Consider the following 25117-nt stretch of genomic DNA (forward strand, 5'->3'; position numbering starts at 1 on the left):
AAGCGCATCCGTTTGCTTTATTTTAATGGGCATTATGAAGTGGAAACCTAAATTGAACTTAAAAAAATTTAAAGATTTATACAGTTCGCAGAAAGTTCACATTTTTCTAACATTCATTTTCACAGTGATGCGTAACCGTCCCCATGACTCAAAAACAATAAAAAAAGAAGCTCAGCTATCGGTGAGAAGATAACTGAACCTCTTTTAAAAGTCTTAATATATAAATTACTGAATCTTGTTAACAGCCTGAGCAAGACGAGAAACTTTTCTAGAAGCTGTGTTCTTCTTGAATACGCCCTTAGACTCAGCCTTGTCGATTGCTGATGTAGCAGCAAGGAGTGCCTTAGCAGCCTCGTCCTTGTTTCCAGCCTCGATAGCTGTTCTAACCTTCTTGATCTCTGTCTTTACAGCAGACTTGATAGCCTGATTTCTAGCAGCCTTTTTCTGATTTGTAAGAATTCTCTTCTTGGCAGATTTGATATTAGCCATAATTTCCTCCATATTGTTACTTAATTGAAATTTGATACGTTATCATAGGTAATATGGCTCTGAAACCGGACACGGACAGTCAATGCCACATACACCCAAATATTTTAGCTATTTCCTATTCCAATGTCAAGCCTTTTCTCAATCACAGCCATCATACATCAAACAAAGTTCTATAACCTTAATCTAAATCAAACCTCCGGATTAGAAAAATCTATAACAGGATTTTCAGGCTCCTTAACGTGCTCTATCTCCACAACATTAAGAAGAGGTCCAACGCCCTGATACTCGGGAACAAGTGCTTTTCTTACCTCAGCGGTAACCTTGATCCAATCCTTTTCCTTGAGCTCAGAAGCCTTGTCATATTCACATTTAAATCCAAGGAACTGCATATCCTCAGCGCAGCAGGTCATTGCCATTCTGCCGGGAACAAATGCATTGTCCGCCATATCGAAGGGCTTAGCCACCATAGCTGTAAATCTTACCTTTTTTCCATCATATCTGTCTACGTGCTCGAGAGCATCAAGATAGAACATTCCATAGCCAAAGTTATTGAGCTCAATGGGATCCTGGTTAAGGTCAAAGGGCAGGTCCTCATCAAGAGTCACATCTACCTCTCCGTTCATATCCTCGAAGATGATGTCCGCCTTCTGGTTGATGGCTTTAACATTTCTCTTGTAAGTAGCGAGGTCCTCTATTCCGTCACATCTGTTGAACAGAATAAGCTCTGAGTTTCTGAGCTGCTCGGATAAAAGTGATTTCATGTTGGTGAAATAAAGCTCGAAGCTTGAAGCATCAATGATAGTGATCTGCTGCTCGAGTCTCCATGCCTTGGGAAGACGGAAATTCTTAAAATTCCACATTCCGTTATACTCGATAAGAACTCTTTCAGGATCATACTTAGCCTCAAGTGCCATCAGAGTTGCAGGTGTGAAATCCTCCTCATCCTCTATGGTCTCAAGTATTGTATTTGTTGCCTTTAAGAGTTTTTCGTCATACTCATTCTCGCCCTCTTCGCAAACAATAAGAAGAGTCTCTCCCTTGGTCTTAAAGTATGGCTGTGCAAGCGTATACTTGAAGAAATCTGTCTTTCCACTGTCAAGGAATCCATTTATTACATAAACCGGTTTCATTTTCTTTTCTCTTTTCCTTCCAAACATAAATAAAGTAACTCCATACGCAATTACCCCGCCAAGGTAAAAGCCTTAAAGCGGGGAATTGATGATAATTTAAGTAGGCGTCAAAAGTATTTGCCGTTTACTAAAAATCAAAGCTTTCTGCGGAAAAGCTTCTCAAGATTATCCTGATTGAGCTCAGCACCGATAACGCAGAACTTACCTGTAACATCAGCGGCACCATCTCTTATTGTAGGCTCTCCGGGAACATAATCGAACTCGATCCATCCGCCGTTCTCATCGGGAACCATACCCTTAGCACGAAGAACAATACCGAAGGTCTCCTCTTCCTCAAGTCTTCCGAGCATAGCCTCAATCTCAGACTTGTTGTACTTAGCAGGAGTCTCCATTCCCCAGCTTACAAAGATATCGTCAGCATCATGGTGATGATGGTCATGATGATGCTCATGCTCGTGATCATGCTCATCGTGGTCATGATGGTGCTCATGTTCGTGATCATGATCGTGTTCATCGTGGTCATGATGGTGCTCATGTTCATGATCATGATCGTGTTCATCGTGGTCGTGATGATGATGCTCATGCTCGTCGTGATCGTGGTCATGCTCATCATGGTCGTGATCATGCTTGTGAGCTCTGTAAACAGTTACACCTTCCTCATCTGTGAACTTCTCTGAGCCATGGTCATGGTGATGATGATGCTCCTCAGCCTTCTGTGCAAGCACTTCCTTAAGAAGCTCTGCCTCAAGGTCATGATTACCTTCAAATGTATCAAGCACTTCCTGACCGCTAAGCTGGTCAAGGGGTGTTGTGATGATAGTAGCCTTAGGATTGTGCTGACGGATAAGCTCTACAGCTGTCTCAATCTTGGCAGCATCAGCCTTATCTGTTCTTGTAAGAAGAATAGTGCCGGCATTTTCAATCTGATTTGTGAAAAACTCGCCGAAATTCTTGATATAAACCTTAGCCTTACTTACATCAACTACTGTAACAGCGCTGTTCATTGTAAGGTCAGAGCTCTCATCAGCCACGTTCTGAATAGCTCTCATAACATCTGAAAGCTTACCTACACCTGAAGGCTCAATAAGAATTCTCTCAGGTGCATATGTGTCCATAACTTCCTTGAGTGAAGTTCCGAAGTCTCCTACCAGTGAGCAGCAAATGCATCCTGAATTCATCTCTCTGATATCAATGCCGGATTCCTTTAAGAATCCGCCATCAATACCGATCTCTCCAAATTCATTTTCAATAAGCACTGTCTTAGTGCCAGCAAGCGCCTCCTTAAGGAGTTTCTTTATAAGTGTCGTCTTCCCAGCTCCAAGGAAGCCTGAAATAATATCAATTTTTGTCATATTAATCACACTCCATTCTATATAAATATGTACATCGTATTTTACCGCCAGCCATAAAAGAATGTCAAGAAATCAGCGCTGCATGGGCTTTTTACTGTTAGCATCCGGTTACTATGAGCATCGTAAGGTTTAATCAGTATCAGCCTTCGCTATTTACATCATTAGAAGAATCCTCCGGCACCTGCTCCTGCAAAGGCTGGTCCTCCTGTACCTGTTCCTCTGCATTCTGATCATCATTAGATTGTGCATCAGTCTGATCAACATCAGGTGTTTTTTCTTCAGTCTGGTTCACATCTTCCTGACTCTGCTCAGTATTGTTATTCTCCTGCGTATTCTCTTCAGGTTGATCCTGGCTCGTCTCCTCAGCGGCAGGAGCAGGCGTTTCCTGACCGGCGTTTTCCTGCTCACCTTCTACAGGCTGAGATTCCTGCGGCTGGTTTTCCTCTGCAGCATCATAATAATCCTCTTCACCCCAGTCATCTTCATTATAAGTTTCATCCTGGAATACATCAAAACTGAACAGCTCCTCATTAACTGTAACGCCCTTAGATTTTGACATCATTGATGTATTAAGTGAGTTCAGCTTGGTTTTATTACTTTTTGTGAACACCTTTGGATAGGTTATTGTTGCTGTCATAATATCCCCTTCTGAATATCCACATCCGGGAGCCCAGGCATCTACGGTCTTATCTGTTTTTACACAGCTAAGATATGGCTCTGTTCTTGTCACATAGCTTTTACTCGCCGCCGCAACATTTATGTCCGTTGTTTCATGAGTATGATTTTTATCAGTAAAGCCTTCTTTACATACCATACATAAGTAATAAAAAGTTTGCTCACCGGTTCTTGAATAATGAACACTTTCTCTAAATTCCGGTACATAAGTATATATTGCCTTTTGTGAATAGCAGGAATTAGTATGCTGATGATAGATAGGCTCTGTAAAGCAGCCGCCTTTTTGAGTTGACTTATCCTTTACCTGTTTTCCATTTACATCTTTATGATAATGATGTTCGTAAACCACATTTCCTGAATTAATTACATGAGCAGGAATAAGCTTTACAGCCTCAATAAGTTCATCAAATGTTGCATCCTTATCGGCTTTATAGCCGCAAAGTTCGGACAGTATGGATGCCAGCTTTTTACGATTACTGTCCGAACATTGAAAAACCTGTTGCAGCTGTCCGGAAATTGAATCAATTTTGGCATCCGTTTCGTTCAGCTTTGTTCTGACTCCGCTAAGTTCTCCCTGTACAGTTCCGATCTTTTTGTCAACCGAAATGATTCTGGTATCCACGCCTCCAACCTTCTTGTCCACGCTACCAATCTTAGTATCCACACTGCCAATCTTAGTGTCCACACTGCCAATCTTAGTGTCCACATTACCAATCTTAGTGTCCACTGTTCCGATTTTCTTATCTACGTTGCCAACCTTGGTATCTACAGTTCCAACCTTGCTATCTACTGTGCCGATTTTTTTGTCTACATTACCGATCTTGCCATCTACTGTTGTAACCTTACCATCAACTGTTGCGACCTTGTTATCTACTGTCGCAACCTTGCTGTCTACTGTGCCAACCTTCTTATCTACAGTACCGACTTTGCCGTCTACTGTTCCAATCTTTTTATCTACAGTTCCGATTTTGCCGTCTACTGTTGTAACCTTGCCATCTACGGCTGTGACCTTGTTATCCACTGTCGCAACCTTGCCATCTACGGCTGTGACCTTATTATCTACTGTCGCAACTTTGCCATCTACAGTAGAAACCTTGCTGTCTACTGTGCCGATTTTCTTTTCAACGTTGCTAATCCTGCCCTCGACTGTTCCGATTTTCTTGTCGACGCCGGTGACCTTACCGTCTACTGTACCTATTTTTCCATCAACATTCGTCAGCTTTCCATCAACGTTTCCGACCTTCTTATCGACTGTTCCAACCTTGTCATCAACATTTTTGATCTGTCCGATTACAGTTCCAATCTGAGTTTTGACAGAATCAATCAGATCTTCTACGGAATCAATATGATCATCTACCGAATCAACCTTATCCTTTACAGAATTAACCTGACCTTTTACAGTATCGACCTTTCCGCTCACAGAACCAACATGCTCATCTACTGTACCTACATTCCCCTGTACGGATTCAATCTGATCTCCTACGGATTCCACCTGGTCACCTACGGATTCCACCCTGTCTCCTACAGAGTCTACCTTGCCATCTACAGCAGATACTTTTCCATCTACTGTTTCAACCTTACCATTTACTATGGATACCTTTCCATCTACAGAATCTACTTTGCCGTCTACGTCAGTCACCTTTCCGTTTACAGTATCAACCTTTCCATCTACAGCAGCCACCTTTCCGTCTACGGAATCAACCTTTCCATCTACAGCAGCCACCTTTCCGTCTACGGAATCAACCTTTCCATCTACAGCAGCCACCTTTCCGTCTACGGAATCAACCTTTCCATCTACAGCAGCCACCTTTCCGTCTACGGAATCAACCTTTCCATCTACGGAGTCTACTTTTCCATCTACAGAGTCAACTTTTCCATCTACTGTGTCAACCTTGCTGTCTACTGTAGCTACTTTTCCATCTACGGAATCAACCTTACCATCTACGGAGTCTACTTTTCCGTCTACGGTATCGACTTTACCAGTTACAGAGTCGACCTTGCCGTCTACAGAATCAATCTTGCCATCTACCGTAGCTACCTTTCCATCTACGTTAGCAACCTTGCCTTCCACAGAATCCACCTGATCGCCTACTGAATTTACCTGATCGCCTACTAAATTCACCCGGTTTTCTACAGAGTCAACTTTATCACCTACAGATGACACTCGATCATTTGTCATTTCAACCTGGCCCTGCACTGACTCAACCTTTCCGTTGACAGTTTCGATGTCCTTATCCAGAGATTCAACCTGTCCCTGTACAGACTCAAGCTGTCCCTGCACTACTCCGACCTGGCCCTGTACATTTCCGACAGTGTTTCCTATGCTTTCAACACCGCCTTTAACAGTTCCTACTTCAGTGCCGATTGTATCGAGCTTATTGTCGGTATGCTCCTGGCTGCTACGAATGCCATCGATTTCTTTCTCAACATCACTGACACTATCAGCTACCTTACCGACCTTATCCCCTACCTTCTTTATATTATCAGAAGTTTTGCTCACACTTTTTTCAACGTCCTCAAGCATGGCAACGTATGTGGACTGTGTTACCTTAAGATCATTCTCCATCTTGGTAAGACTTTCCTTAGTATCAACCTTCTCGAGAGAGTGAACAATTGTCTCAAGTGAGCTGATCACGGTCTGCTGATTTCCTGAATTATCGCTCTTTTCATCCTTAATCTGCTCAATAATCTCAGTTACATCGGCTCCTGATTTGTCGCAGCTTTTCTTGATATCATTAAGTGCATTGGTTATCTGGGCAAAATCCGCCTTATCCTTGTCAGGATCAAGATCGCCACCCTTATCCATGCTTTCCTGCAATTTTTTTATCTGGGAATTTGTATCAGAGATTTCTGAATGAATAGAATCAAGCTCTTTATCAAGCCCGCTGATTTTTTCAACTACCTGCGTAGAATTATTATTTATATCTTTTTGAGAAGCTAATGTCTTTTCACTTTCGATAACTTTCTGAGTCTCCAGAGTTTTCTGAGTTTCAATCGTCTGCTCAGTAAGTTCTTTCTGCTCATTCTGAACGGTCTGAACCTCCTTCACAATATCCTGGCTCTCAGTCACTACCTTATCAAGCTTTTCAAGATAATTAGCTACCTCATTTAACTGATCGCTGGCTTTTTTCTGAACTCCCAGCGAATCTCTTCGAACTACCTCCTGAGCAGCATCAGCACTTATCGCCGGCGTCGTCACATAGACGAATCCACCGCATAAAAGTGATGTTGCCACAACACCGGAAGCAAGCACAAGTGTGTCATGTCTCTTGAGCTTCTTTAACAGCTCTTTCATCGAGTTACTTTGTTTAATTGGTCTCATAAATAAAAAACCGCCTTTCATAAAACTTTAGGAAAAAATGGAAATCGTCACGGAGAAACTCCGGAAACTGTGCCGGCTGACTGCCGACAAGTTGAGACTATATCACACCCAAAATTTTATGACAAGACGTTTTTTCAAATTCAAGAAAGCCTTAAAACTCCCTTAAGAATTCCTTAAGATTTCATCCTCGATATCTTCATAGCAGACCACCAGATTTCTTCCGTGTTCCTTGGCATAGTAAAGTGCCTGATCCGCTTTATTTATAGCATCGTGGTAGTTACCACCCTCATATTTGCTGACTCCTACTGAGATTGTGACAGGGGTCACGTCGTTTTCCGCAGCTTCCACTGCACTTCTGATGTGCTCAGCTATGTTAAGACCCACATCTAAAGCGGTTCCCATCAAAAGAACAACAAATTCCTCTCCGCCCCATCTGATAATCAGATCGGTAGAACGGATATGTTTTTTAATCTGATCAGATACAAAAACAAGAATTTTGTCGCCGCCCTCATGTCCATAGGTATCGTTAACTCTTTTGAATTTATCGATATCCACCATCAAAATCGATGCATCCTTTATATGCCCAACTTCAAGCTTCTCACCATCAGCAGAGACTATCTCCTCAAGCTTATTGCGGTTGAAAACCTCAGTCAGAGGGTCCGTAACCGAATTCTTTTCAATTTCCTTTTTTATCAGATAATGGTCGGCATACGAATTTTCAAGGATCATCATAATGAGAATAACGCCAATATAAAGTGGAAATGCCAACGCTATCATCATGTCAAAATGTTCATAATGTATGAATAGGTTTGAAACAATGATATTAAGGAAAAGAAAGGCGTGCATTACTATGTGGTACCTTACAGGCATGGCCAGTCCCACACACAAAAATCCAAAGTGCATTATAATAAAGCCTTCACGCGCAAAGTCTCTGTTTGGAAGAAACCAGATAGCCCAGATAGTCGCCCACATTGCGCAGTGCGGCATCATATAATACAGAAGGCTTCCGCACTTATAGTCCTTAACCTTAGGGTTAATAAGAACAAAAAGAAGAATCGGCACCATGATTGAAATGCGCGGTATAAGCGTCTCGTTAGCAAACCTTCCAAAGATAATGCAGTCCGAGATAAAATAGAAGACCTCTAAAAGTCCTGTGGCTATCGCCGCAAGCGCCGCAACTTTTCTATAATATTCAAACTTTGACTGGTAAAAAGTATTAAGTTCATCATTAGGTATTTTTCGCTGAATCATACAATAATTTTACTAGAAATCATCGCTGCGCACAATGAAAGATGTAACACATTACCATACTAAACTTTCAAGATTTGGAAGAGAACTTAGCCGCGGCTTAGTAGCTCTCGAGTATGCGAGTTTTTTGTACTTGACATATTTTTTTTGATTGATAAAATGCATATGTATGAGCAGGACAAATGATCGCGGCCGCAAGTCCCGTAAGGGCGCGGGTGAGGAAAGTCCGGGCTTCGTAGGGCAGGATACCGGATAACGTCCGGCGGAGGTGACTCCCGGGATAGTGCAACAGAAAACAACCGCTCTTTATGAGTAAGGGTGAAAAGGCGGTGTAAGAGACCACCGTGCAGATGGTAACATCTGTAGCCATGTAAACCCTATCCGAAGCAAGACCGAAAAGAAAACTATGGGCTGGCCCGGTCCGTTTTCAGGTGGGTCGCTCGAGGCTGTCGGTAACGGCAGTCCTAGATAGATGATCATTCTCGACATAACCCGGCTTACAGGCCTGCTCATATGTAAAAAAGTCTAATTGGTGCACAGAGATTGGATATGATTAAGCGTTCGAATACAGCAGCTAAGGCTCTGCTCTTCTTATTTCTTTCATTATTATCCCCACTAAGCACACTAAGCTGTAATGCCCAGGGGCCGATGCCCTCTGAGATTGCGGAAGACATGCTCTCTCTTGATGCATTTAAAACTCCCAAAAATGAAACAGGTACCAAAACAGAAAATGATGTGATCCGCACTGCATTTAACGTCAGGCCGTCCACCGTTCAGATTCAGGTTGGCAGAGAGTACGGAGCAGGAAATATTGTTTCCATAAAAAGTGACAAAATACTTATACTGACTGCAGAGCATGTGGTTAAAAACTGGGATGATACCGGGAGTAATTATGTAATTTTCTTTAATGGGAAGGTGGCACTTGATGCCAGACTTGAAGTAAAGGATCCAGATTTTGACGCAGCTATAATAAGTGTAGCTACTTCTTCCATCGATCCGTATGATCTTATAAGCTTAAGAGAAATTTCTATAGATTATCAGGCTTTTAATACTTTTGAAAAAGAAAAAAAACAGACCGCAATTGCCCTCGATTCAGAGCACATAGTAAACGCCAAGGAATTGCAAAGCTATGACTACTACGGAACTAACTCCGGAATCGCCGGCAAATATATTTACGGTTCTGTTATTAATCCGGACATTATGGTAACCGATTACGGCTACAAAATGATCTATATAAAAATGAATGCCCACAGCGGAATGTCTGGCGGCGGAGTCTTCGATATTTTCGGGAACTACGTCGGAATTCTTGTGGGCGGTTCAGATAAGGGTGAGACTGTTGCAGTTCGTCTCACCGATATCCAACATATGTTATCAAACCTTGAAACAGCTTCCTCCAACGAATTCTCTGGAGAGTGAATTCTTAGGCAAAGTCTGTGAATCTACTGCAACAAAATAGTCCAGGAATTTAAGGAGGCGCTTTGCCTCAAAATATTCCGGCTCGTCTTTTTTAATCGCAAAAAGCAGCGGCTCTGCATACTGTTTCAAAACTGCAAGCTCATAAATCTGTGCAGAGTTAAACATCTCGTCAGCATCTTCCTGATATGGGAATATATTAAGGTGCTCTCCTCTTCTTACAGAATCCCACATTGCAATTGTATGCTTGGCACTGGCTCCTCTTGTCCTTGCATCTCTGACAATACGTCTAAGAAGTCTGCCGTCTGTCGTAGGTATTCTGTTGTGTCCGTCAATATTAAGTGTTGTAAGAGCACTTATGTATATCTTGAACTTGGACTCTGCGGGAAGTGCATAGCTCATCTTCTCATTAAGACCGTGGATTCCCTCGATAACGAGAACATCTCCGGGTTTTAGCTGAATAAAATTGCCATTCATCTCCCTCTTGCCTGTAACGAAGTTGAACTCAGGCATCTCAATCCTCTTACCCTCAAGAAGATCCATCATATCCTTGTTAAACCGCTCAACATCAAGAGCCTCAAGGCACTCAAAATTATAGCTGCCATCCTCATTAAGCGGTGTATCCTCACGATTAACAAAGTAGTTGTCAAGACTGATCGGATGCGGGCGAAGACCATAGGTCCGCATCTGGATTGACAGTCTGTTGGCAAAGGATGTCTTGCCTGATGAACTTGGACCTGCGATCATTACGAATTTAACATCCTTGCGCTCATAGATTTTCTGGGCTATCTCGCCGATACGTCTCTCCTGAAGTGCCTCCTGCACCAGCATGATGTCATTAAATTCACCTCTGCAAATCGCATCGTTAAGATCTCCGACTGTCTCTATTCCCATCATTTCGCCCCACTCAGTAGAACGCTGCATTTCATTAAACAGCTTCTCCCTGGGCTCAGTTTCCGTGATCTGATCCGGGTGCTTTCTTGAAGGCAGATGCAAAATGAGACCATCATGATACTTCTCAACCTTAAACCACTTCACGTATGAGGTATTAGGGAGCATATATCCGTAATAATAATCACTGAATTCATCCAGTTTATACACATTTACTTCAGAGCTTCTTCTGTAGCGGAAAAGTCTGACCTTATCCTCCATGCCCTCTTTTCTGAAAATCTCGATGGCATCAGGTAAAGGATAACCCTTTTTAGTGATAGGAAGTGCATCGTCTACCATATCACGCATTCTCTTTTCCACATTCTCAGCAAATACTTCGGTAACCTTAAAGTCACCCTTTATGCTGCAGTAAAAACCATTGCCAATCTTATACTCAACCTTGATAAAAGCGCGCTGTTTTCCGGCAACATCGCGGACAGCCTTAATAAGCATCATAATAGCGGTACGAGTGTAGGTGTTATTACCTATCTCATCTGCTGTAGTAATGAAGGTCAGCTTTTCATCCCTGTCCACCTTTTTCATAAGCTCGCGGATTCTGGATCCATATACAACACCCACTATCTGATTGTCATACTTGTCCTGATATTCCCTTGCTATCTCTTCAAAGGTCGTGCCTTTTGCATATTCTCTTTCTTCACCGTTTATATTCAGTTTTGGCATATATTATCCTCCACACAATGAAGTAATGTTCACTAATTCAGTTTTGATATAAGCTAAGTGCAATTGTTATATCGTCAATTTTATTTATAATATCATTTCTTCTGGAAGTATGCTCATTTTCAGACAATTTTAATAAAATACCCTCACATACGCTCTTCTCATGAGTAAGGTATTCTCTCAAAACTTCATCTCTTTTTATTAGCAGGCAGGGGCCGAATCTGTCACAGATTCTGGTTGGAACATTATCCGAGATGTCAGCACCTGCGCAGTTCTTACGAATTTCATCCCGGGCCCTGTCATATGCCTCGTTGACTTCACCACCACAGACAGTTACGCAAATGGCCACATAGTATTTTCCATCCTCGAAAATCTCTGCCTCATCCTCAATAAAAAATTTCTCCTGCCTTAAGTATTCTCTAAATCCCATAAGATCAGACTGAGGCTGCAAAACCATGCGTTTAATCCCCTTTTTCCGGGGATTTCCATCCTCAAGTATTCGCTTCATCAAAAGTCCGCCCATGCCGGCGCAGACTATTGTATCCGCCTCATTGTCTCCAAGCTTTTCCATTCCGTCGGAAAGCCTTGTCTCTATTGCATCCAAGAGACCGTATTCTTCTATATGTTCTCTCGCCCTCTCTAGCGGGCCCTCGTTTACATCCATTGCTATAGCGTGTCTGCAGATGCCTGAATTAATAAGATAAATCGGAACGAATCCATGATCCGTCCCGATATCACATACACAGTCACCTGACTTTACTAAATTTGCCACTGCTAATAGACGATTGGATAGGGAGATAGTTTTATTATTCATGTACGCTTTTAACCCTCATCCGTCACCTTCGGTGACACCGTCTTCGCTCCGCTTCGGTCCGCGCAAAGCCGACGTCCCCCGGACGTCGTGCGCCCCCCGAGGGGGAAGGCTTTAGATATTCTATCACCGTCTCCATCTGGGGAAGGCTTTAGATATTCTATCACCGTCTCCATCTGGTGAAAGCTTTAGTTTTTATTTCCTTCTGTAAAAAAGGTTTTTTTAGTCAAGATAGTCTTTGAGCTTGCGGCTGCGGCTGGGATGACGAAGCTTACGGAGCGCTTTTGCCTCGATCTGTCTGATACGCTCACGTGTTACGTTGAATTCCTTGCCGACTTCCTCAAGAGTTCTTGCTCTTCCGTCATCAAGTCCAAAGCGGAGTCTTAATACCTTCTGCTCACGCTCTGTAAGAGTTCCGAGAACCTCTACGAGCTGCTCCTTAAGAAGTGTAAACGCAGCAGCGTCTGCGGGAACAGGAACGTTATCATCCTGGATGAAATCACCAAGATGTGAATCTTCCTCCTCACCGATAGGAGTCTCAAGTGATACAGGCTCCTGGGATATCTTAAGTATCTCACGCACACGCTCTACCGGAATGCCCATTTCCTTTGCAATCTCTTCGGGTGTGGGTTCGCGGCCAAGCTCCTGCAGCAACTGTCTGCTGATACGGATGAGCTTGTTGATGGTCTCAACCATATGTACAGGAATACGAATAGTTCTGGCCTGGTCAGCTATAGCACGGGTGATAGCCTGGCGGATCCACCATGTTGCATATGTGGAGAACTTGAATCCCTTACGGAAATCGAACTTCTCAACTGCCTTGATAAGACCAAGGTTACCTTCCTGAATAAGATCAAGGAAAAGCATACCTCTTCCGACATATCTCTTTGCGATACTTACAACAAGACGAAGGTTTGCTTCTGCAAGACGCTTCTTTGCTTCATCTCCCATGAAGGAAACGCTCTTGAGCTCCTTCATATCAAGATTCTTAACGCGCTCGTATGCTTCAGCCTCTTCCTCTTTAACATCAACCTTATCTGCACCGCCGGCTGCCATGATGCGCTCAGCCATCATTCCATCTTCCATCTGCTGTGCAAGATCGATCTCCTGCTCAGCTGTAAGGAGCGGTACCTTACCGATTTCCTTAAGGTACATGCGGACCGGATCTTCAATACTGATACCATCCGGAACTGACAGGTCGATATTTTCCATATCAACCTCTTCTTCATCGCCGAGTACCACGCCATCATCATCCGGAATATCTACATCAACATCATCTTCCATTCTGATGATATCAATGCCTGCTGCCTCAAGCTGCTCGAGAACCTTATCAAGATTCTCCTCATCAAGATTAAGATCTCTTAAGAAATCACTGATTTCGTTATAATCAAGAGTATTCTGCTTCTTCTTACCAAGGGCGAGAAGCTCTCTTATTTTCTGTAAAAACTTCTCTCTGGTCTCCTCATCGAGCTCATCTGAACTCTGCACAGCCTTTTCCTTGGTTTCTTCCTTAGCCTTTGCAGCCTTCTTTGCAGGTGCCTTAGCCTTCTCTGCAGTCTCTTCCTTAACTGCCTTCTTTGCAGGCTCCTTCTTAGCTATTTCCTTCTTCTCAGCAGTTTTCTTTGCAGGCTCTTTTTTAGCCGCATCCTTTTTCTCTGCAGTCTTTGCTGCAGGCTTCTTAGCAGAAGTCTTCTTCTCTTCAGTCTTCTTGTCTGCAGCCTTAGCTGTCTCCTTCTTTACCTTTTCTTCCTTGGCTGCCTTTGTTGTAACTTTTTTCTCTGCCACTTTCTACCTTCCTTTCAGTATCTTAACCATTCAAAACAATCTTTGCTCTTGATAGCTCTTCCAGGGTGCGTTTTCCTTCCAGAGTAAAATTCCATCGCTCCGGCGCATCTCCCGGCATATCCGACAATTTCTTTTCATAGCCGGATTTTTTTATGTCATAGAGAATGTCATGCATAGCCTTTTCACGTTCATCTTTCGTATTTACCTTAACAAGGTTAGTGTTGAAAAGCTCTGCGACCTCTCTTTGCTCAGCTTCGTCGGTAAAATGATTCATGACCTTAGCCGGATCAAAGCTTCCGTCATCCAGTCCCTTCCACATCTCATCCGCGATACCACGGTACATCTCATCTGCAAAATCCTGAGGGCTTATCCATTTTTTGACTGATGAAAAAACTCCGGGCTCATCAGCAAGCCATGTAATAAGGAGTCTTTGCGGCTTCCTTGAAGGATCTTCTTTGACAGCCGCTCCCTGTCTCTGTATTTTGGGCTTTTCCGTCTTAGCTACGATTCCGCCCTCAGCAGCAATTCCTGCCACCAGTTTATGCAAATCATCAGCGCTTATCATGTAGCGCTGTGCTACCGCCTCAAGATAATTCTCACGTTCAACGGCCTCAGTGAATTCACAAAGTTTTTTCCCGATATATCTGTGGAACTCTGTCTTCTCAGCCGGATCGCTCATATCGAATTCTTTTTCTTTAACTGATATTTCAAAAAAGAATGGATTTTCAGCCTTCCTGATTCTCTCTTCAAAGGCTTCCCTTCCTTCATTTTTTATAAATTCATCAGGGTCCTTGTAGGGCTTTAAATTAAGGACTTTTCCTTTAAGTCCCGCACCCTTAAGTATCTCAATGCCTCTCAGCGCGGCGCTGGTACCGGCCCCGTCACTATCATAGGACAGAATTACCAGATCGGTATACCGCTTAAGAAGGCTTGCCTGCTGCGAAGTAAATGCTGTTCCAAGTGAAGCCACAGCCATTGAAAATCCCGCCTGATGCATCGCTATAACATCCATATAGCCTTCGCAGATAATGATGTAACCCGCTCTTGCATTTTTCGCATAATTAAGACCAAACAGATTCCTGCTCTTATCAAAGATCATGGTCTCAGGCGAGTTCAGATACTTGGGTTTACCATCTCCCATAACTCTTCCGCCAAAGCCTATAACCTTGGAATTGGCATCGAGTATCGGGAACATAACCCTGTTCCAGAACTTATCGTGGGTACCGTACTTCTCATCATGAGATGCAAGCCCCGCCTCGATTATCAAGGCATCGCTATAGCCCTTACTTCGCAAATATCTCACAAGGTCATCACTGGTGACGTTGGAGTATCCAAGACCAAACTTTTTAATAGTCTCATCGGAAAGGGCTCTGTCCCTAAAGTACCTCAGCCCTTTCTCCCCTGCAGGAGACTTAAGCTGGTAAACATAGTACTTTGCGGCTTCCTTATTTATGTCAAGCAAGGTCTGCCTTTTATCACGCATCTTCTTTGCCTGGGGAGATTCATCCTCCTCAGGGAGCTTGACTCCTGCTCTGTCAGCCAGAGTCTTCATAGCTTCGCCAAATGTTAAGTTGTCGTATTTCATCAAAAACGAAAAGACGTTTCCACCCACTCTGCAGCCAAAACAGTAAAACATCTGCTTATTCGGCGATACGCTAAAGGATGGCGACTTTTCATTATGAAAAGGACACAGTCCCACGTAGTTGGCACCTGCTCGCTTCAGGCTCACATACTGCCCTATGACATCAACGATGTCGTTGCGGGATCTGACCTCCTCAATGATCTCATCCGAATATCTCATATAGTATCCTTTAAGTAAAATTCATCTCCGCGAGCCACACAGAAAATTAAATCAGAGTACATTCCAGCTCTTTGGCACGAAGCCCTCCTGGAATCTGGCAATCGCGAAACGGTCTGTCATTGAACTTATGTGATCACATACAAGCTTCTCTTTAGGCTGTGAATCCATAAGCTTTTTGAGGTATTCAGGCAATAACTCTTCATGATCCATGTAGTACTGATACAGTATCTGGATCAGATTCTCCGCCTTCCCTTCCTGGTTCTTAGCCACAGGATTGGTATATACATTTTCAAACATGAAAGCACGAAGTGCCATAAGTGCATCATGCACTTCTTCAGACATGAGAATATCGTTGTGGCCTGTGCTGGCCTCCACAATATCATGGATAAAAGTATCAAGCCATTCGCGATTAGTGTGTCCTATCACTTTACATATAGATTCGGGCACATCTGATTCCTTAAGTATTCCTCCGCGTATGGCATCATCCATATCATGATGAATATAGGCGATCTTATCAGAGAGACGCACTACTCTGCCTTCAAGTGTTATCGGTGTGGTATTCATCTCATGATTGAGAATCCCATCCCTTACTTCGAAGGTAAGATTGAGTCCCTGTCCTTCCTTCTCCAGAAGCTCAACTGTCCTAAGGCTCTGTTCGTTATGTTTAAAACCATAAGGGCATATAGCATTAAGAGCTCTCTCTCCTGCATGGCCAAAAGGCGTGTGGCCCAGATCGTGGCCAAACGCGATAGCCTCAGCAAGATCTTCATTGAGCTTCAATGCTCTTGCGATAGTTCTGGCATTTTGGGAAACCTCCAGGGTGTGAGTCATCCTGGTCCGGTAGTGGTCACCGTCAGGTGTCAGGAAAACCTGCGTTTTATCCTTGAGCCTTCTGAAAGATTTAGAATAAAGGATTCTGTCCCTATCTCTCTGAAAACAAGGCCTGATATCACAAGGTTCCTCCTCCGTTTTCCTCCCCCGCGAGTTCATGCTCAGGGTTGCATATGGACTTAAGTTAAGTCTCTCTCTGTTTTCTAAGCTTTCTCGTATTTTCACGCTAAAAACTCCTCACTTTAGTTATATTCTGCAGGTTTTCGTGATTTCCTTTTTCAATTTGTGATTATTTTGATGGATTAGTAATTTTGCTTATTAGTCTCCCCTCATCCGCCTGCTTCGCAGGCACCTTCCCCCCAAGGGGAAGGCTCTAAAATAATATCATCCTCATAGGGGAAGGCTCTAAAATAATATACATCCTCATAGGGGAAGGCTCTAAAATAATATACATCCTCATAGGGGAAGGCTTTAAATTTGTCTACGCTCTGCTTCAGTCAGCACAAAGGGGAAGGCTTAAATTTGTCTACGCTCTGCTTTAGTCAGCACAAAGGGGAAGGCAAAGAAATAAAAAGAACAGGCTGCTGCCATAAAAATGACAACAGCCTTAAGTTTAGTCCCACTTTCCGGTCTCGTATTTTTCGTTTATCCAGGCGATGGCAGCATCGAACCCCTCCTCAGAAATCTCAAATTTCTCAGAAACTTTTTTCTCCTCCTCGGTATCAAAATAGCTATAGGGTTCAGGCCATACGGTGGCCATGAGTCTGGCATCGGGATTCCTCTCATCAACAGGCGTGAAAACCACATTTTCAAGGGGTTCTCTTGCAAGCCGATAGCGCATTCCCTTGTAGCTTCCAAAGAATGCTTCGCCATACTCATAATGTTTCAGGTTAAAAAATACTTTTTTCTCAATCTGCATAAATTCTCCGAAAGTTTACCAGGTAATTACTATTAGTAAACAAACTTTCCAGTATCCTTGTGGTTAACCACATAATACGCAGTATTTTCTTCGGGCTTTAAATATATCTGAAGCTCCTTGATATCAGAGACCTTATGTCCCAGTGACACGTACTGCTCACGGATCTTATCAGCAATATCCTCAGTTCTTACTTCATAATCCATGTATTGGATGAAAAACTCGGTTTTCGCGCTCTTCTTTGCTGCGCTCTCGGAAAGGTCCTTCGTTGCAGCCTTCACAACATCTGCTGCTTTCTCGCTCTGCTCCTTAATAACCTTTGTAGCGGGAGCTGTTCTCTTCTTAACCTCCTTTATAACCGGGTCTGCCTTCTCGATAACATCCTTAAGAACAGGAGCACTTTTCTCCTTTACCTCATCAAAAACAGGCTCTGCCTTCTCTTTTGCTTTCTCCAGATAGGGCTCTGCTTTTTCCACATAAGGCTTTGCTGCCTCAGATACATTTTTAGCAAGGTCAATAATCTTGTCAGTAGTTTTCTTTGATGCCATTTTTCATATCCTCCTTCCCATTACATGGGTAACATAATCGTTATGCTGCAAAACTTACACTCGGGCGCTAATAAAACAGATCACCTGAATTTGTTCATAAAGTTGGCGAAAGGTCCCACCGCGTCCTGAAGATCCTGAATAGCCTTATTAAGACCATCAAAATCAACCTTCGACATCTTGTCCAGTGAGTCTGTAATAGCCTCACTGTTTTCATTTATAAGATTGTTCATGTTGTCTCCGATGCCCTGAAGCTCCTTCGCAGTCTTATCCATCTCAGCGATCAGATCATTAGTGTTGCTAAGAGTATCTTCAGCTGCGATCGCTACATCATTGATCTTATTAACTGTTGTTACTGCGGTAGGTACGATCATATATGCGGATATTCCAACCACTAAAAAGATTCCCACCATACAGTATGCGCATATTCTGTGAAACATAAGACTTTTCTTGGAATTCTCGGATAGTTTTTTTAAGAGCTCATCATTTTCCATTTGTAAGTTCCCCCTTTACAAATATGACCAGCGTAAGAATCGCTGTTTTATCTAAAAGTATATTCTTTTATCGCTCAACTTTCAATTGAATTTCTTTATCTGTTTGCCCTTTTTTTCGTAATTTTTTATGCAAATTTAAGGATATCATAATCATTTTTTTTATGTATGTATGATACTTTTATTATGATATATAGTTTATATTAATTATCCTTATTCCGTAAGGAGGATGCTATGAGCGAAAAGACTGTAAAGGTCCGTAGAAGCGGCAAAATAAGGAACAGACTTCTGATTTTCATTGTTCCTATCGTAGTTTTAATGATTGTTGCCCTGGTTATGATAGCAACCACCCTCTCAAAAAAGAGACTGACTGAGCTATCGACTGCACATCTTGACTCCTCTATCTCTAATCAGGGAGATAATATTGAGTCATGGCTCGAAGATAATCTGCAGTTTTTCTCAACCGCAAAGCTTGCCATCGAGGGCATGAATCCCAATGAAGAAGAGCTTCAAAAGCTTCTTGACTCCTTCTATGGAGCAAACAAGAACTCTCCTGAAGGTCTTCATATAGGCACGGCAGCAGGGGAATTTTTAAAGCCGACTGAATCCACTCTGGAGATGAGTGATCCTTTAAATTCAGAATGGTACAAGCAAGGCATTACCCGTGTGAATATGCAATATGGAACATCATATACAAATGCTGAAGGCATCAAAGTTATAAGTGCCTCCGGTATTGTTCAGTATGGCGATGATTCAATAAAGGTAATTGCTGCCGATGTTACCCTTGATAAAATAAGCAGTATTGTAAACTCGGGTGTCAAGATGGATAAAGCATTTTCCTATCTTATCGACACAAATGACAATACCATTCTCGCCCACAGAGAAAAGGACATGGTCGGAGCCACCTTGAGCACAAGCGACAGTAGCGTACTTAGAAGCGGCGTTGCACAGGCAATAAACGACGGTGATTATTCAACCAGACAGATCGGACCATATTATGTAGCCTTCAGGCAGATTGCCGGAACCGACTGGGTTCTTGTTTCTTACATCGCTGAAGATACTATCATGGCTACAGTCCAGGAGCTTGGTAATTATCTTATTATCGCCGGTTTAATAGCTGTCATAGTAATCGTAATTATCCTTCTTGTAGTTGTAAGCAGAGTTATCGCTCCTCTCGCAGGCATTACCAGAAGCATCCATGCAATGAGCGAAGGTGATTTCACTATTGAAGTAAAACAGGAAAGTAACGACGAGATCGGTGCCATGGGTGGAAGGATTGCTGAGTTTGTTGAAAGCATGAGACACATGCTCTCAAGTATCAGCGAGGAATCAGAAAAGCTCAAACAGGAATCCGAGACCAGTGATGCCGTATCAAGGGATATGCAGGATGCATCACAATCTCAGGCAGAAGCTATGCAGCAGCTGAACGACACAGTTGATCAGCTTGCCGTTGCCGTAGGTGATATCGCTCAGAATGCTACCACTCTTGCATCAGTTGTATCTTCTACCCGTGAGAATTCCGAGAAGGCCGATGACAGTATGAAGGAGACCGTAAAAATCTCCCAGAAGGGCCGCAATGATATGGAAAAGCTTTCACATGCTATGGACGGAATTCAAACCGCCAACAGCAAGCTTGTTGATTCTATCAACGAGGTAGGAAAAGCTTCTGAAGAAATTACAAACATTGTCAGCATGATCGGTGAAATCGCAGAGGAAACAAATCTCCTGTCACTTAATGCTTCAATTGAGGCTGCGAGAGCAGGTGAAGCCGGTAAGGGCTTTGCAGTCGTTGCTACTCAGATTGGAAAACTGGCTCAGACAAGTTCCGAAAGTGCCACAAACATCTCCAACCTGATTGCTGAAGTTCACAGACTTATCGATGAAGCCGTAGGACAGGCCAATGCCAGTGCTGAAAGTATCGAAAAGAACAGCGAGCTCATACATGTAGCGGTAGAAACTTTTGATCAGATTTATGAAAATATCCAGGCATCCAATGACTGCATCGAAGAGATGATCCGTGATGTAGATAAAGTTAATGACGTAGCAACCAACGTAGCTGCCATTTCCGAGGAGCAGGCAGCCAGCGCCGATGAGATACTGGCAACCTCACAGAACATGGTTGAACAGGCCAAGACCATTTCAAGGAACAGTGAAGATGTGGCAAACAACTCACACGAGCTTGCAAACACATCCGAAACTCTTACTTCTCATGTTCAGAAATTCAAGATTTAAGAGGAGGTCTTATCGTGAAGAAAAATCTATTTGTTAAATTGCTAAGTGTTGTTGCAGTAGCTCTATTGACATTCTCTTCAATAGCGGGCTGCGCAAATGGCTCTACCTCCTCTTCTGGCGGAGGCGCCACCAAGGTTCTGTGGATAATTACTGATACGGATGATACCTTCCGTAAAGCTCTGTCGGATTCAATCGTGTCGCAGGCATCTGCTCTGGGAGTATCACTCGACATGGTTGAGACCGCCGGTTCCATTGATACAGAGCTTGAGCTGATATCCACAGCAAAATCAAAGGGTTACAGTGCAATTATCTGTCGTCCGGCCGATAATGCGACTGCTCTTCAGCTGAATGTTACAGCAGAGGATATTCCTATAATCTATGTAAACAATCAGCCCTCTGATGATCATCTTACAGCAGACAAATTCATATATGTCGGCTCAGATGAGCAGCAGGCCGGTCAGTACCAGGCAGAATATGTTGTGAGCAAGTTGGGAAAAGGCAGTATGAATGTGATCATCTTCGAAGGTGAAAAGGGCCATTCCGCTACCATAAACAGAACGCTGGCTGTTAAGAAGACTCTTAAAGCTAACGGAGTTAATGCCAATTATGTTTTTGTAGATTATGCAAACTGGACAGATACCGAAGCCGAGAAAGAATTCGATATCTTTATGAAAACAGGTCAGAGTGTTGATGCCATCTTCTGCAACAATGACACCATGGCTCTCGGAGCAATTCAGGGCTTAAAGAATTATGGTCTTGATTACAGCAAGATTCTCGTATGCGGAGTTGATGCCACAGCTGATGGCTGCGCATCCATAGCAGCAGGCGAGATGTCCTTCACTGTCCTTCAGAACGCTGAGGGACAGGCTGCAAAAGCCGTCGAAGCAGCTAAGGTACTTGGAAGCGGCGGAACCCTCGATAACATCGAAGGCGCCACCAAAGACCACAAGTACATCTGGGTCGACTTCGAACCCGTTGACAAATCAAACGTATCCAAGTACATGAAGTAACCACCTTGAATAAGGACAAAACACTATAAAACTACGAGGCTGAGAGTATATGCTCTCAGCCTCGTATCATTTTATACAGTAAGTTTTCCCTTCTTAAAGTGCTTGCGACACAGTGCGATATAACTTTCGTTACCGCCCATAACTACCTGCTCGCCGTCACGTACAATCCTGCCATCGCAGATACGCGCATTACAGGTTGCCTTCCTGCCGCACCAGCATACCGTTTTAACTTCTTCTATTTTATCTGCAACAGCCATAAGTCTTGCTGATCCCGGGAAAAAGTTCTCCTGGAAATCGGTCCTTAGTCCGTAACAGATAACAGGGACCTTATCAAAATCGACGATATCCGAAAGCAGATCCACCTGCTCGGCTGTGAGGAACTGTGCCTCATCAACTATGATCGCATCGTACTTCTCTATCATCTTATGCTTTCTTCTGTATTCATCAAAAAAGTCCTCTACAAGCATACACTCAGCCTGAAGACCTATTCTTGATCTTATGACAGTGGCTCCGTCCCTGTTCTCAAGTGCCGGCTTAAGGATGATGGAATTTTTGCCCCTTTCATGATAATTGTAATTAACCATAAGCGCATTGGCAGTTTTGGATGATCCCATTGCGCCGTATCTGAAATATAGTTGTGCCATTTCTAATCTCCTCCGCATTATATATTAGCATAATTTTCAGCCTTTTTTTAGAAAAAATAAAGACATTGGACACTGCCAGTACATATGTAATATTTAGAGTATATTTCAGGATATTACCGCTTGAAAAGGAGGTCAGAATCATGAAGATAATGAAATCAATTATTGCAGCAATACTGGTTTTATTGCTTTCAGGAAATACAGCCCTTGCAGCTGTAGAAGTAACAGAGCCACAAAGCGAAACAGCAGATATCACCGTTAAATCAACCTATGAATATGCCTCGGAATGGGGCTATAAGTATCTGATTGCCGTATGTGAAAACAACACCAATCATGATCTTGAAGTCTCCTGGGACACCATCAGCTATGATGCTTCAGGTGGCATTCTGGAAACAGGATCATCCTATAGCGCCTATGTGGCAGGCGGACAGCTTTTCACACTCTATGCACTATTTCTTAACTCTGCAAATGCTGCTGATTATCAGTACAAGATCAGATATGAGGATGCCTCATTTATTATGCCCGTTTATAACGACGTAACTCTTGAAGATGAAATCGCATCTAACGGTAAGCTCATCATATCCGCAACCAACAAAAGCAATTATGATATAAACACCGTTCAGGCCGCTGTACTTTTCTTCGATGATACAGATAATCTCGTAGGCTTCGAAGACACCTACATCGTAAACAGCAACTACAACGTAGAGGCAGGAGAAACAGTCGTAAAAGACTTAAATCCTCCCGAAGAATCAAAAAGATACGAAATCTATTACACTGCTTATAGATATTGATGAAGGCTGTGTCACAGTTAACAGTGACAGCCTTGATGAAAACGCACATTTACGGATGGATGTCTATGAGTCAGCCTGTTATTCGTCATTCTCCTGGTGGTGGCGTTCTTTGACTTCATACATGCTCTTATCGCTCTCTGCGAGGCAGTCCTCAAGGCGGGTTGTTTTCTTAACCACCGTGGTGTACCAGCCAATGGATATTCCAAGCTTGAAGGGGAACGCACCTGCTGCGTTTTTCCTTTGCATGCTGCTCTCGATTTTCTCTGCAATCTCATCCGGTATGGCTTTCGAAGCAGGGAACACCATAAGGAATTCATCACCGCCGGTTCTTGCGCAGATGCCGAATTTCGGACATTTTTTCTTGATGATCTTGGAGGCAGCTACAATTGCCATATCTCCATATTCATGTCCAAGATTGTCATTTATCTTCTTAAGACCATCAAGATCAAGGGTCATGAAGGTTATCTCTTCCTTCGTCTGAGACCATTCCTTCATGTGGTTAGAAACCCACACTTCAAAGCCGCGACGATTGCTCATGTCTGTCATGAAATCAGTTAAACTCTTCTGCTTTGTCTGCTCAAGAAGGTGCTTTAGCTCCGCTGAAATATAATGCTTGTTTATCGCAAGGGATATTTTCAAAAGCCAGTCAAAATAGTACTGATCGACTGTATCCTTAAGGCTCACAAACTCTGATGCCATGAATCCAAAACAGTTACTACTGTCATGAAGCAGTGAAAAATATATGGTTCTAGGCTTCTCAGTGCTATAGGAGTCCGCGGTAAGAAGCTCGTCCGTTCTGAAGGACTTTATGTTTATATCAAGTCTTTTTCCGTCACGATATGCAAAAACCGGATAAACCACATCCGTCACATCCTCTTTGAAATTCCTGCCGCCATTCTCATTTTCTTCGCCTGACAGGCATATGTAGAGGGCCTTGTGCTTAACCACAAGATCAACATTCCTCTGAATCGTATCCAGAAGGTCTTCGAGCGTATTACAGCCGTCAAGGTCAATCTGAAGCATGGTCTGGTTGTGAGGCTGTCCCAGAAGATGACTCATTCTCTCGTAATACTGTGTCAGCTGATGCTGATATGAAACAATAACCTCCTCACCATTACAGCCGCAGCTCTCTCTGTACATGATCTTAGCGGGAACGGTACTTACAGACTTTATATATTGCTTGTTGATCAGCTTGTTGGCAAGTTCCAGAGTTCGCTCAGCCATCTCCTCAAGGTCAACGCTTACTGTTGTAAGAGTAGGATGATATTCAACCGCTTCAGCAATATCATCGACACCAGTGACCTTTAAGTCCTCGGGTATACGAAGGCCGTGCTCAATGGCGGCGGTACAGAGCGCTCTCGCCATGTGGTCATTGGCACAGACTATCGCATCAGGTATATGATCAGGGTCAGAGAAGAAAAATCTGAATGCCTCCTCACCCTTAAATCTCCACATATCTCCGTAGAATATAGAGTTTTCATAAATCGGAAGGTTCTTTTCCTTCATAACACTCTTGTAGCGCTGCAGTCTCTCATCGCTGTCAAAGTGATGGGGATATCCGGCCATGAAAGCTATATTCTTGCAATGATGGTAGTCTGCAAGATGATTGACGATATTGATGATCGCATCATTGGCATTGCTGATTATGCTAAGGAAGTCCTTGTACTGTTCTCTGAAGCTTATTACAGGGCAGATGGCTCTTTTTCTTATCTCATCCTCAAGAACCTGTCTTATCGATGGCCGATCGAAGGTATCGTAAACGACGATGATTGCGTCCAAACGCTCTATCGGCGCGAACTTAACCATCTTTTCATTCATTCTGTTAAAATCGCTCTCATCATCAATAACTTCAAAGGTCATGAAAAATAAAAGATTATAGTCCAGCTTCTTAGCAACGCTTGAAAGCGCATGACATAATCTCCTTTGAAATCTAACCTCGGAGCAGTTGAAAAAGATACCTATATTCTTTTTCCCATTACCTAAAAAATCGCTATCCATAAAACCCCCGAATACGCTACACAGAATA

General features: G+C 43.1%; 19 protein-coding genes and 1 other RNA gene. 5 read left to right on the forward strand and 15 right to left on the reverse strand.

What is annotated here, in order from left to right; translation table 11 throughout:
- Positions 1–225 precede the first annotated feature (225 nt).
- The 5 genes from rpsT to G586_RS24795 all read right to left on the reverse strand — a co-directional run bounded on the left by rpsT (position 226) and on the right by G586_RS24795 (position 8219).
- Positions 226–489, reverse strand: coding sequence for a 30S ribosomal protein S20 (gene rpsT, locus G586_RS0107995; RefSeq protein WP_026492600.1), 264 nt, complete (start codon positions 487–489; stop codon positions 226–228).
- Positions 490–677: 188 nt separating this feature from the next.
- Positions 678–1646, reverse strand: coding sequence for a TIGR03943 family putative permease subunit (locus G586_RS0108000; RefSeq protein ID WP_035772788.1), 969 nt, complete (start codon positions 1644–1646; stop codon positions 678–680).
- A 107-nt stretch (positions 1647–1753) separates the two neighbouring features.
- A complete protein-coding gene (locus tag G586_RS0108005; RefSeq protein ID WP_026527344.1) occupies positions 1754–2971 on the reverse strand; it encodes a GTP-binding protein in 1218 nt (405 codons plus the stop codon).
- Positions 2972–3110: 139 nt separating this feature from the next.
- Positions 3111–6968 (reverse strand): hypothetical protein, encoded by a 3858-nt coding sequence (locus G586_RS26005; protein ID WP_155834052.1) that lies wholly within the window; start codon positions 6966–6968, stop codon positions 3111–3113.
- 162 nt (positions 6969–7130) lie between these two features.
- Positions 7131–8219: a GGDEF domain-containing protein gene (locus G586_RS24795; protein WP_051204648.1), complete on the reverse strand. Its 1089-nt coding sequence runs from the start codon at positions 8217–8219 to the stop codon at positions 7131–7133.
- Positions 8220–8386: 167 nt separating this feature from the next.
- On the opposite strand from G586_RS24795, the gene rnpB reads away from it, so the two are divergent.
- Both rnpB and G586_RS0108025 read left to right on the forward strand, forming a co-directional pair.
- An RNA gene (rnpB, locus tag G586_RS24810) (RNase P RNA component class A) lies at positions 8387–8732 on the forward strand.
- 33 nt (positions 8733–8765) lie between these two features.
- Complete coding sequence (locus G586_RS0108025) at positions 8766–9632, forward strand: trypsin-like peptidase domain-containing protein (RefSeq protein WP_081674279.1); 867 nt, start codon at positions 8766–8768, stop codon at positions 9630–9632.
- Here G586_RS0108025 and G586_RS0108030 read toward each other — a convergent pair.
- The 8 genes from G586_RS0108030 to G586_RS0108065 all read right to left on the reverse strand — a co-directional run bounded on the left by G586_RS0108030 (position 9588) and on the right by G586_RS0108065 (position 18420).
- The gene (locus G586_RS0108030) at positions 9588–11240 is read right to left on the reverse strand and encodes a nucleoside kinase (protein WP_026527347.1); all 1653 of its coding nucleotides are present in this window, start codon (positions 11238–11240) and stop codon (positions 9588–9590) included. The genes G586_RS0108025 and G586_RS0108030 overlap by 45 nt on opposite strands.
- 37 nt (positions 11241–11277) lie before the next feature.
- Positions 11278–12051, reverse strand: a complete 774-nt coding sequence (locus G586_RS0108035; RefSeq protein ID WP_035772792.1) for a class I SAM-dependent methyltransferase — start codon at positions 12049–12051, stop codon at positions 11278–11280.
- A gap of 219 nt (positions 12052–12270) precedes the next feature.
- Positions 12271–13536: an RNA polymerase sigma factor RpoD gene (gene rpoD / locus G586_RS0108040; protein ID WP_026527349.1), complete on the reverse strand. Its 1266-nt coding sequence runs from the start codon at positions 13534–13536 to the stop codon at positions 12271–12273.
- Between the two features lie 319 nt (positions 13537–13855).
- On the reverse strand, positions 13856–15634 hold the full coding sequence (gene dnaG / locus G586_RS0108045) for a DNA primase (protein ID WP_026527350.1): 1779 nt from the start codon (positions 15632–15634) through the stop codon (positions 13856–13858).
- A 51-nt stretch (positions 15635–15685) separates the two neighbouring features.
- Positions 15686–16690 (reverse strand): deoxyguanosinetriphosphate triphosphohydrolase, encoded by a 1005-nt coding sequence (locus G586_RS0108050; RefSeq protein ID WP_026527351.1) that lies wholly within the window; start codon positions 16688–16690, stop codon positions 15686–15688.
- Positions 16691–17078: 388 nt separating this feature from the next.
- Complete coding sequence (locus tag G586_RS0108055; protein WP_026527352.1) at positions 17079–17384, reverse strand: hypothetical protein; 306 nt, start codon at positions 17382–17384, stop codon at positions 17079–17081.
- A 32-nt stretch (positions 17385–17416) separates the two neighbouring features.
- Entirely contained in the window at positions 17417–17929 is a 513-nt protein-coding gene (locus G586_RS24800; RefSeq protein WP_051204649.1) for a DUF6465 family protein, read from the reverse strand.
- Between the two features lie 80 nt (positions 17930–18009).
- On the reverse strand, positions 18010–18420 hold the full coding sequence (locus G586_RS0108065) for a hypothetical protein (RefSeq protein WP_026527353.1): 411 nt from the start codon (positions 18418–18420) through the stop codon (positions 18010–18012).
- Between the two features lie 231 nt (positions 18421–18651).
- Here G586_RS0108065 and G586_RS0108070 point away from each other — a divergent pair, with 231 nt between their 5' ends.
- Together G586_RS0108070 and G586_RS0108075 are read left to right on the forward strand one after the other, a co-directional pair.
- Positions 18652–20649 (forward strand): methyl-accepting chemotaxis protein, encoded by a 1998-nt coding sequence (locus tag G586_RS0108070; protein ID WP_026527354.1) that lies wholly within the window; start codon positions 18652–18654, stop codon positions 20647–20649.
- A gap of 14 nt (positions 20650–20663) precedes the next feature.
- Complete coding sequence (locus G586_RS0108075) at positions 20664–21659, forward strand: substrate-binding domain-containing protein (RefSeq protein WP_026527355.1); 996 nt, start codon at positions 20664–20666, stop codon at positions 21657–21659.
- A 71-nt stretch (positions 21660–21730) separates the two neighbouring features.
- On the opposite strand, the gene G586_RS0108080 is transcribed toward G586_RS0108075, so the two are convergent.
- Positions 21731–22303: a thymidine kinase gene (locus G586_RS0108080; protein WP_026527356.1), complete on the reverse strand. Its 573-nt coding sequence runs from the start codon at positions 22301–22303 to the stop codon at positions 21731–21733.
- Positions 22304–22443: 140 nt separating this feature from the next.
- Here G586_RS0108080 and G586_RS0108085 point away from each other — a divergent pair, with 140 nt between their 5' ends.
- Complete coding sequence (locus G586_RS0108085) at positions 22444–23091, forward strand: hypothetical protein (RefSeq protein WP_026527357.1); 648 nt, start codon at positions 22444–22446, stop codon at positions 23089–23091.
- Between the two features lie 78 nt (positions 23092–23169).
- On the opposite strand, the gene G586_RS0108090 is transcribed toward G586_RS0108085, so the two are convergent.
- Entirely contained in the window at positions 23170–25089 is a 1920-nt protein-coding gene (locus G586_RS0108090) for a substrate-binding and GGDEF domain-containing protein (protein ID WP_026527358.1), read from the reverse strand.
- Between the last annotated feature and the right edge of the window lie 28 nt (positions 25090–25117).

Origin of the sequence: Butyrivibrio sp. VCD2006, from assembly GCF_000423925.1 — a bacterium.
Lineage (GTDB): Bacteria > Bacillota > Clostridia > Lachnospirales > Lachnospiraceae > Butyrivibrio.

Bases quoted from the DNA above. Each gene is read 5' to 3' on its own strand.
- rpsT (WP_026492600.1), bottom strand. From the start codon at position 489: ATGGCTAATATCAAATCTGCCAAGAAGAGAATTCTTACAAATCAGAAA.
- G586_RS0108000 (WP_035772788.1), bottom strand. From the start codon at position 1,646: ATGTTTGGAAGGAAAAGAGAAAAGAAAATGAAACCGGTTTATGTAATA.
- G586_RS0108005 (WP_026527344.1), bottom strand. From the start codon at position 2,971: ATGACAAAAATTGATATTATTTCAGGCTTCCTTGGAGCTGGGAAGACG.
- G586_RS26005 (WP_155834052.1), bottom strand. From the start codon at position 6,968: ATGAGACCAATTAAACAAAGTAACTCGATGAAAGAGCTGTTAAAGAAG.
- G586_RS24795 (WP_051204648.1), bottom strand. From the start codon at position 8,219: ATGATTCAGCGAAAAATACCTAATGATGAACTTAATACTTTTTACCAG.
- G586_RS0108025 (WP_081674279.1), top strand. From the start codon at position 8,766: ATGATTAAGCGTTCGAATACAGCAGCTAAGGCTCTGCTCTTCTTATTT.
- G586_RS0108030 (WP_026527347.1), bottom strand. From the start codon at position 11,240: ATGCCAAAACTGAATATAAACGGTGAAGAAAGAGAATATGCAAAAGGC.
- G586_RS0108035 (WP_035772792.1), bottom strand. From the start codon at position 12,051: ATGAATAATAAAACTATCTCCCTATCCAATCGTCTATTAGCAGTGGCA.
- dnaG (WP_026527350.1), bottom strand. From the start codon at position 15,634: ATGAGATATTCGGATGAGATCATTGAGGAGGTCAGATCCCGCAACGAC.
- G586_RS0108055 (WP_026527352.1), bottom strand. From the start codon at position 17,384: ATGCAGATTGAGAAAAAAGTATTTTTTAACCTGAAACATTATGAGTAT.
- G586_RS24800 (WP_051204649.1), bottom strand. From the start codon at position 17,929: ATGGCATCAAAGAAAACTACTGACAAGATTATTGACCTTGCTAAAAAT.
- G586_RS0108065 (WP_026527353.1), bottom strand. From the start codon at position 18,420: ATGGAAAATGATGAGCTCTTAAAAAAACTATCCGAGAATTCCAAGAAA.
- G586_RS0108070 (WP_026527354.1), top strand. From the start codon at position 18,652: ATGAGCGAAAAGACTGTAAAGGTCCGTAGAAGCGGCAAAATAAGGAAC.
- G586_RS0108080 (WP_026527356.1), bottom strand. From the start codon at position 22,303: ATGGCACAACTATATTTCAGATACGGCGCAATGGGATCATCCAAAACT.
- G586_RS0108085 (WP_026527357.1), top strand. From the start codon at position 22,444: ATGAAGATAATGAAATCAATTATTGCAGCAATACTGGTTTTATTGCTT.
- G586_RS0108090 (WP_026527358.1), bottom strand. From the start codon at position 25,089: ATGGATAGCGATTTTTTAGGTAATGGGAAAAAGAATATAGGTATCTTT.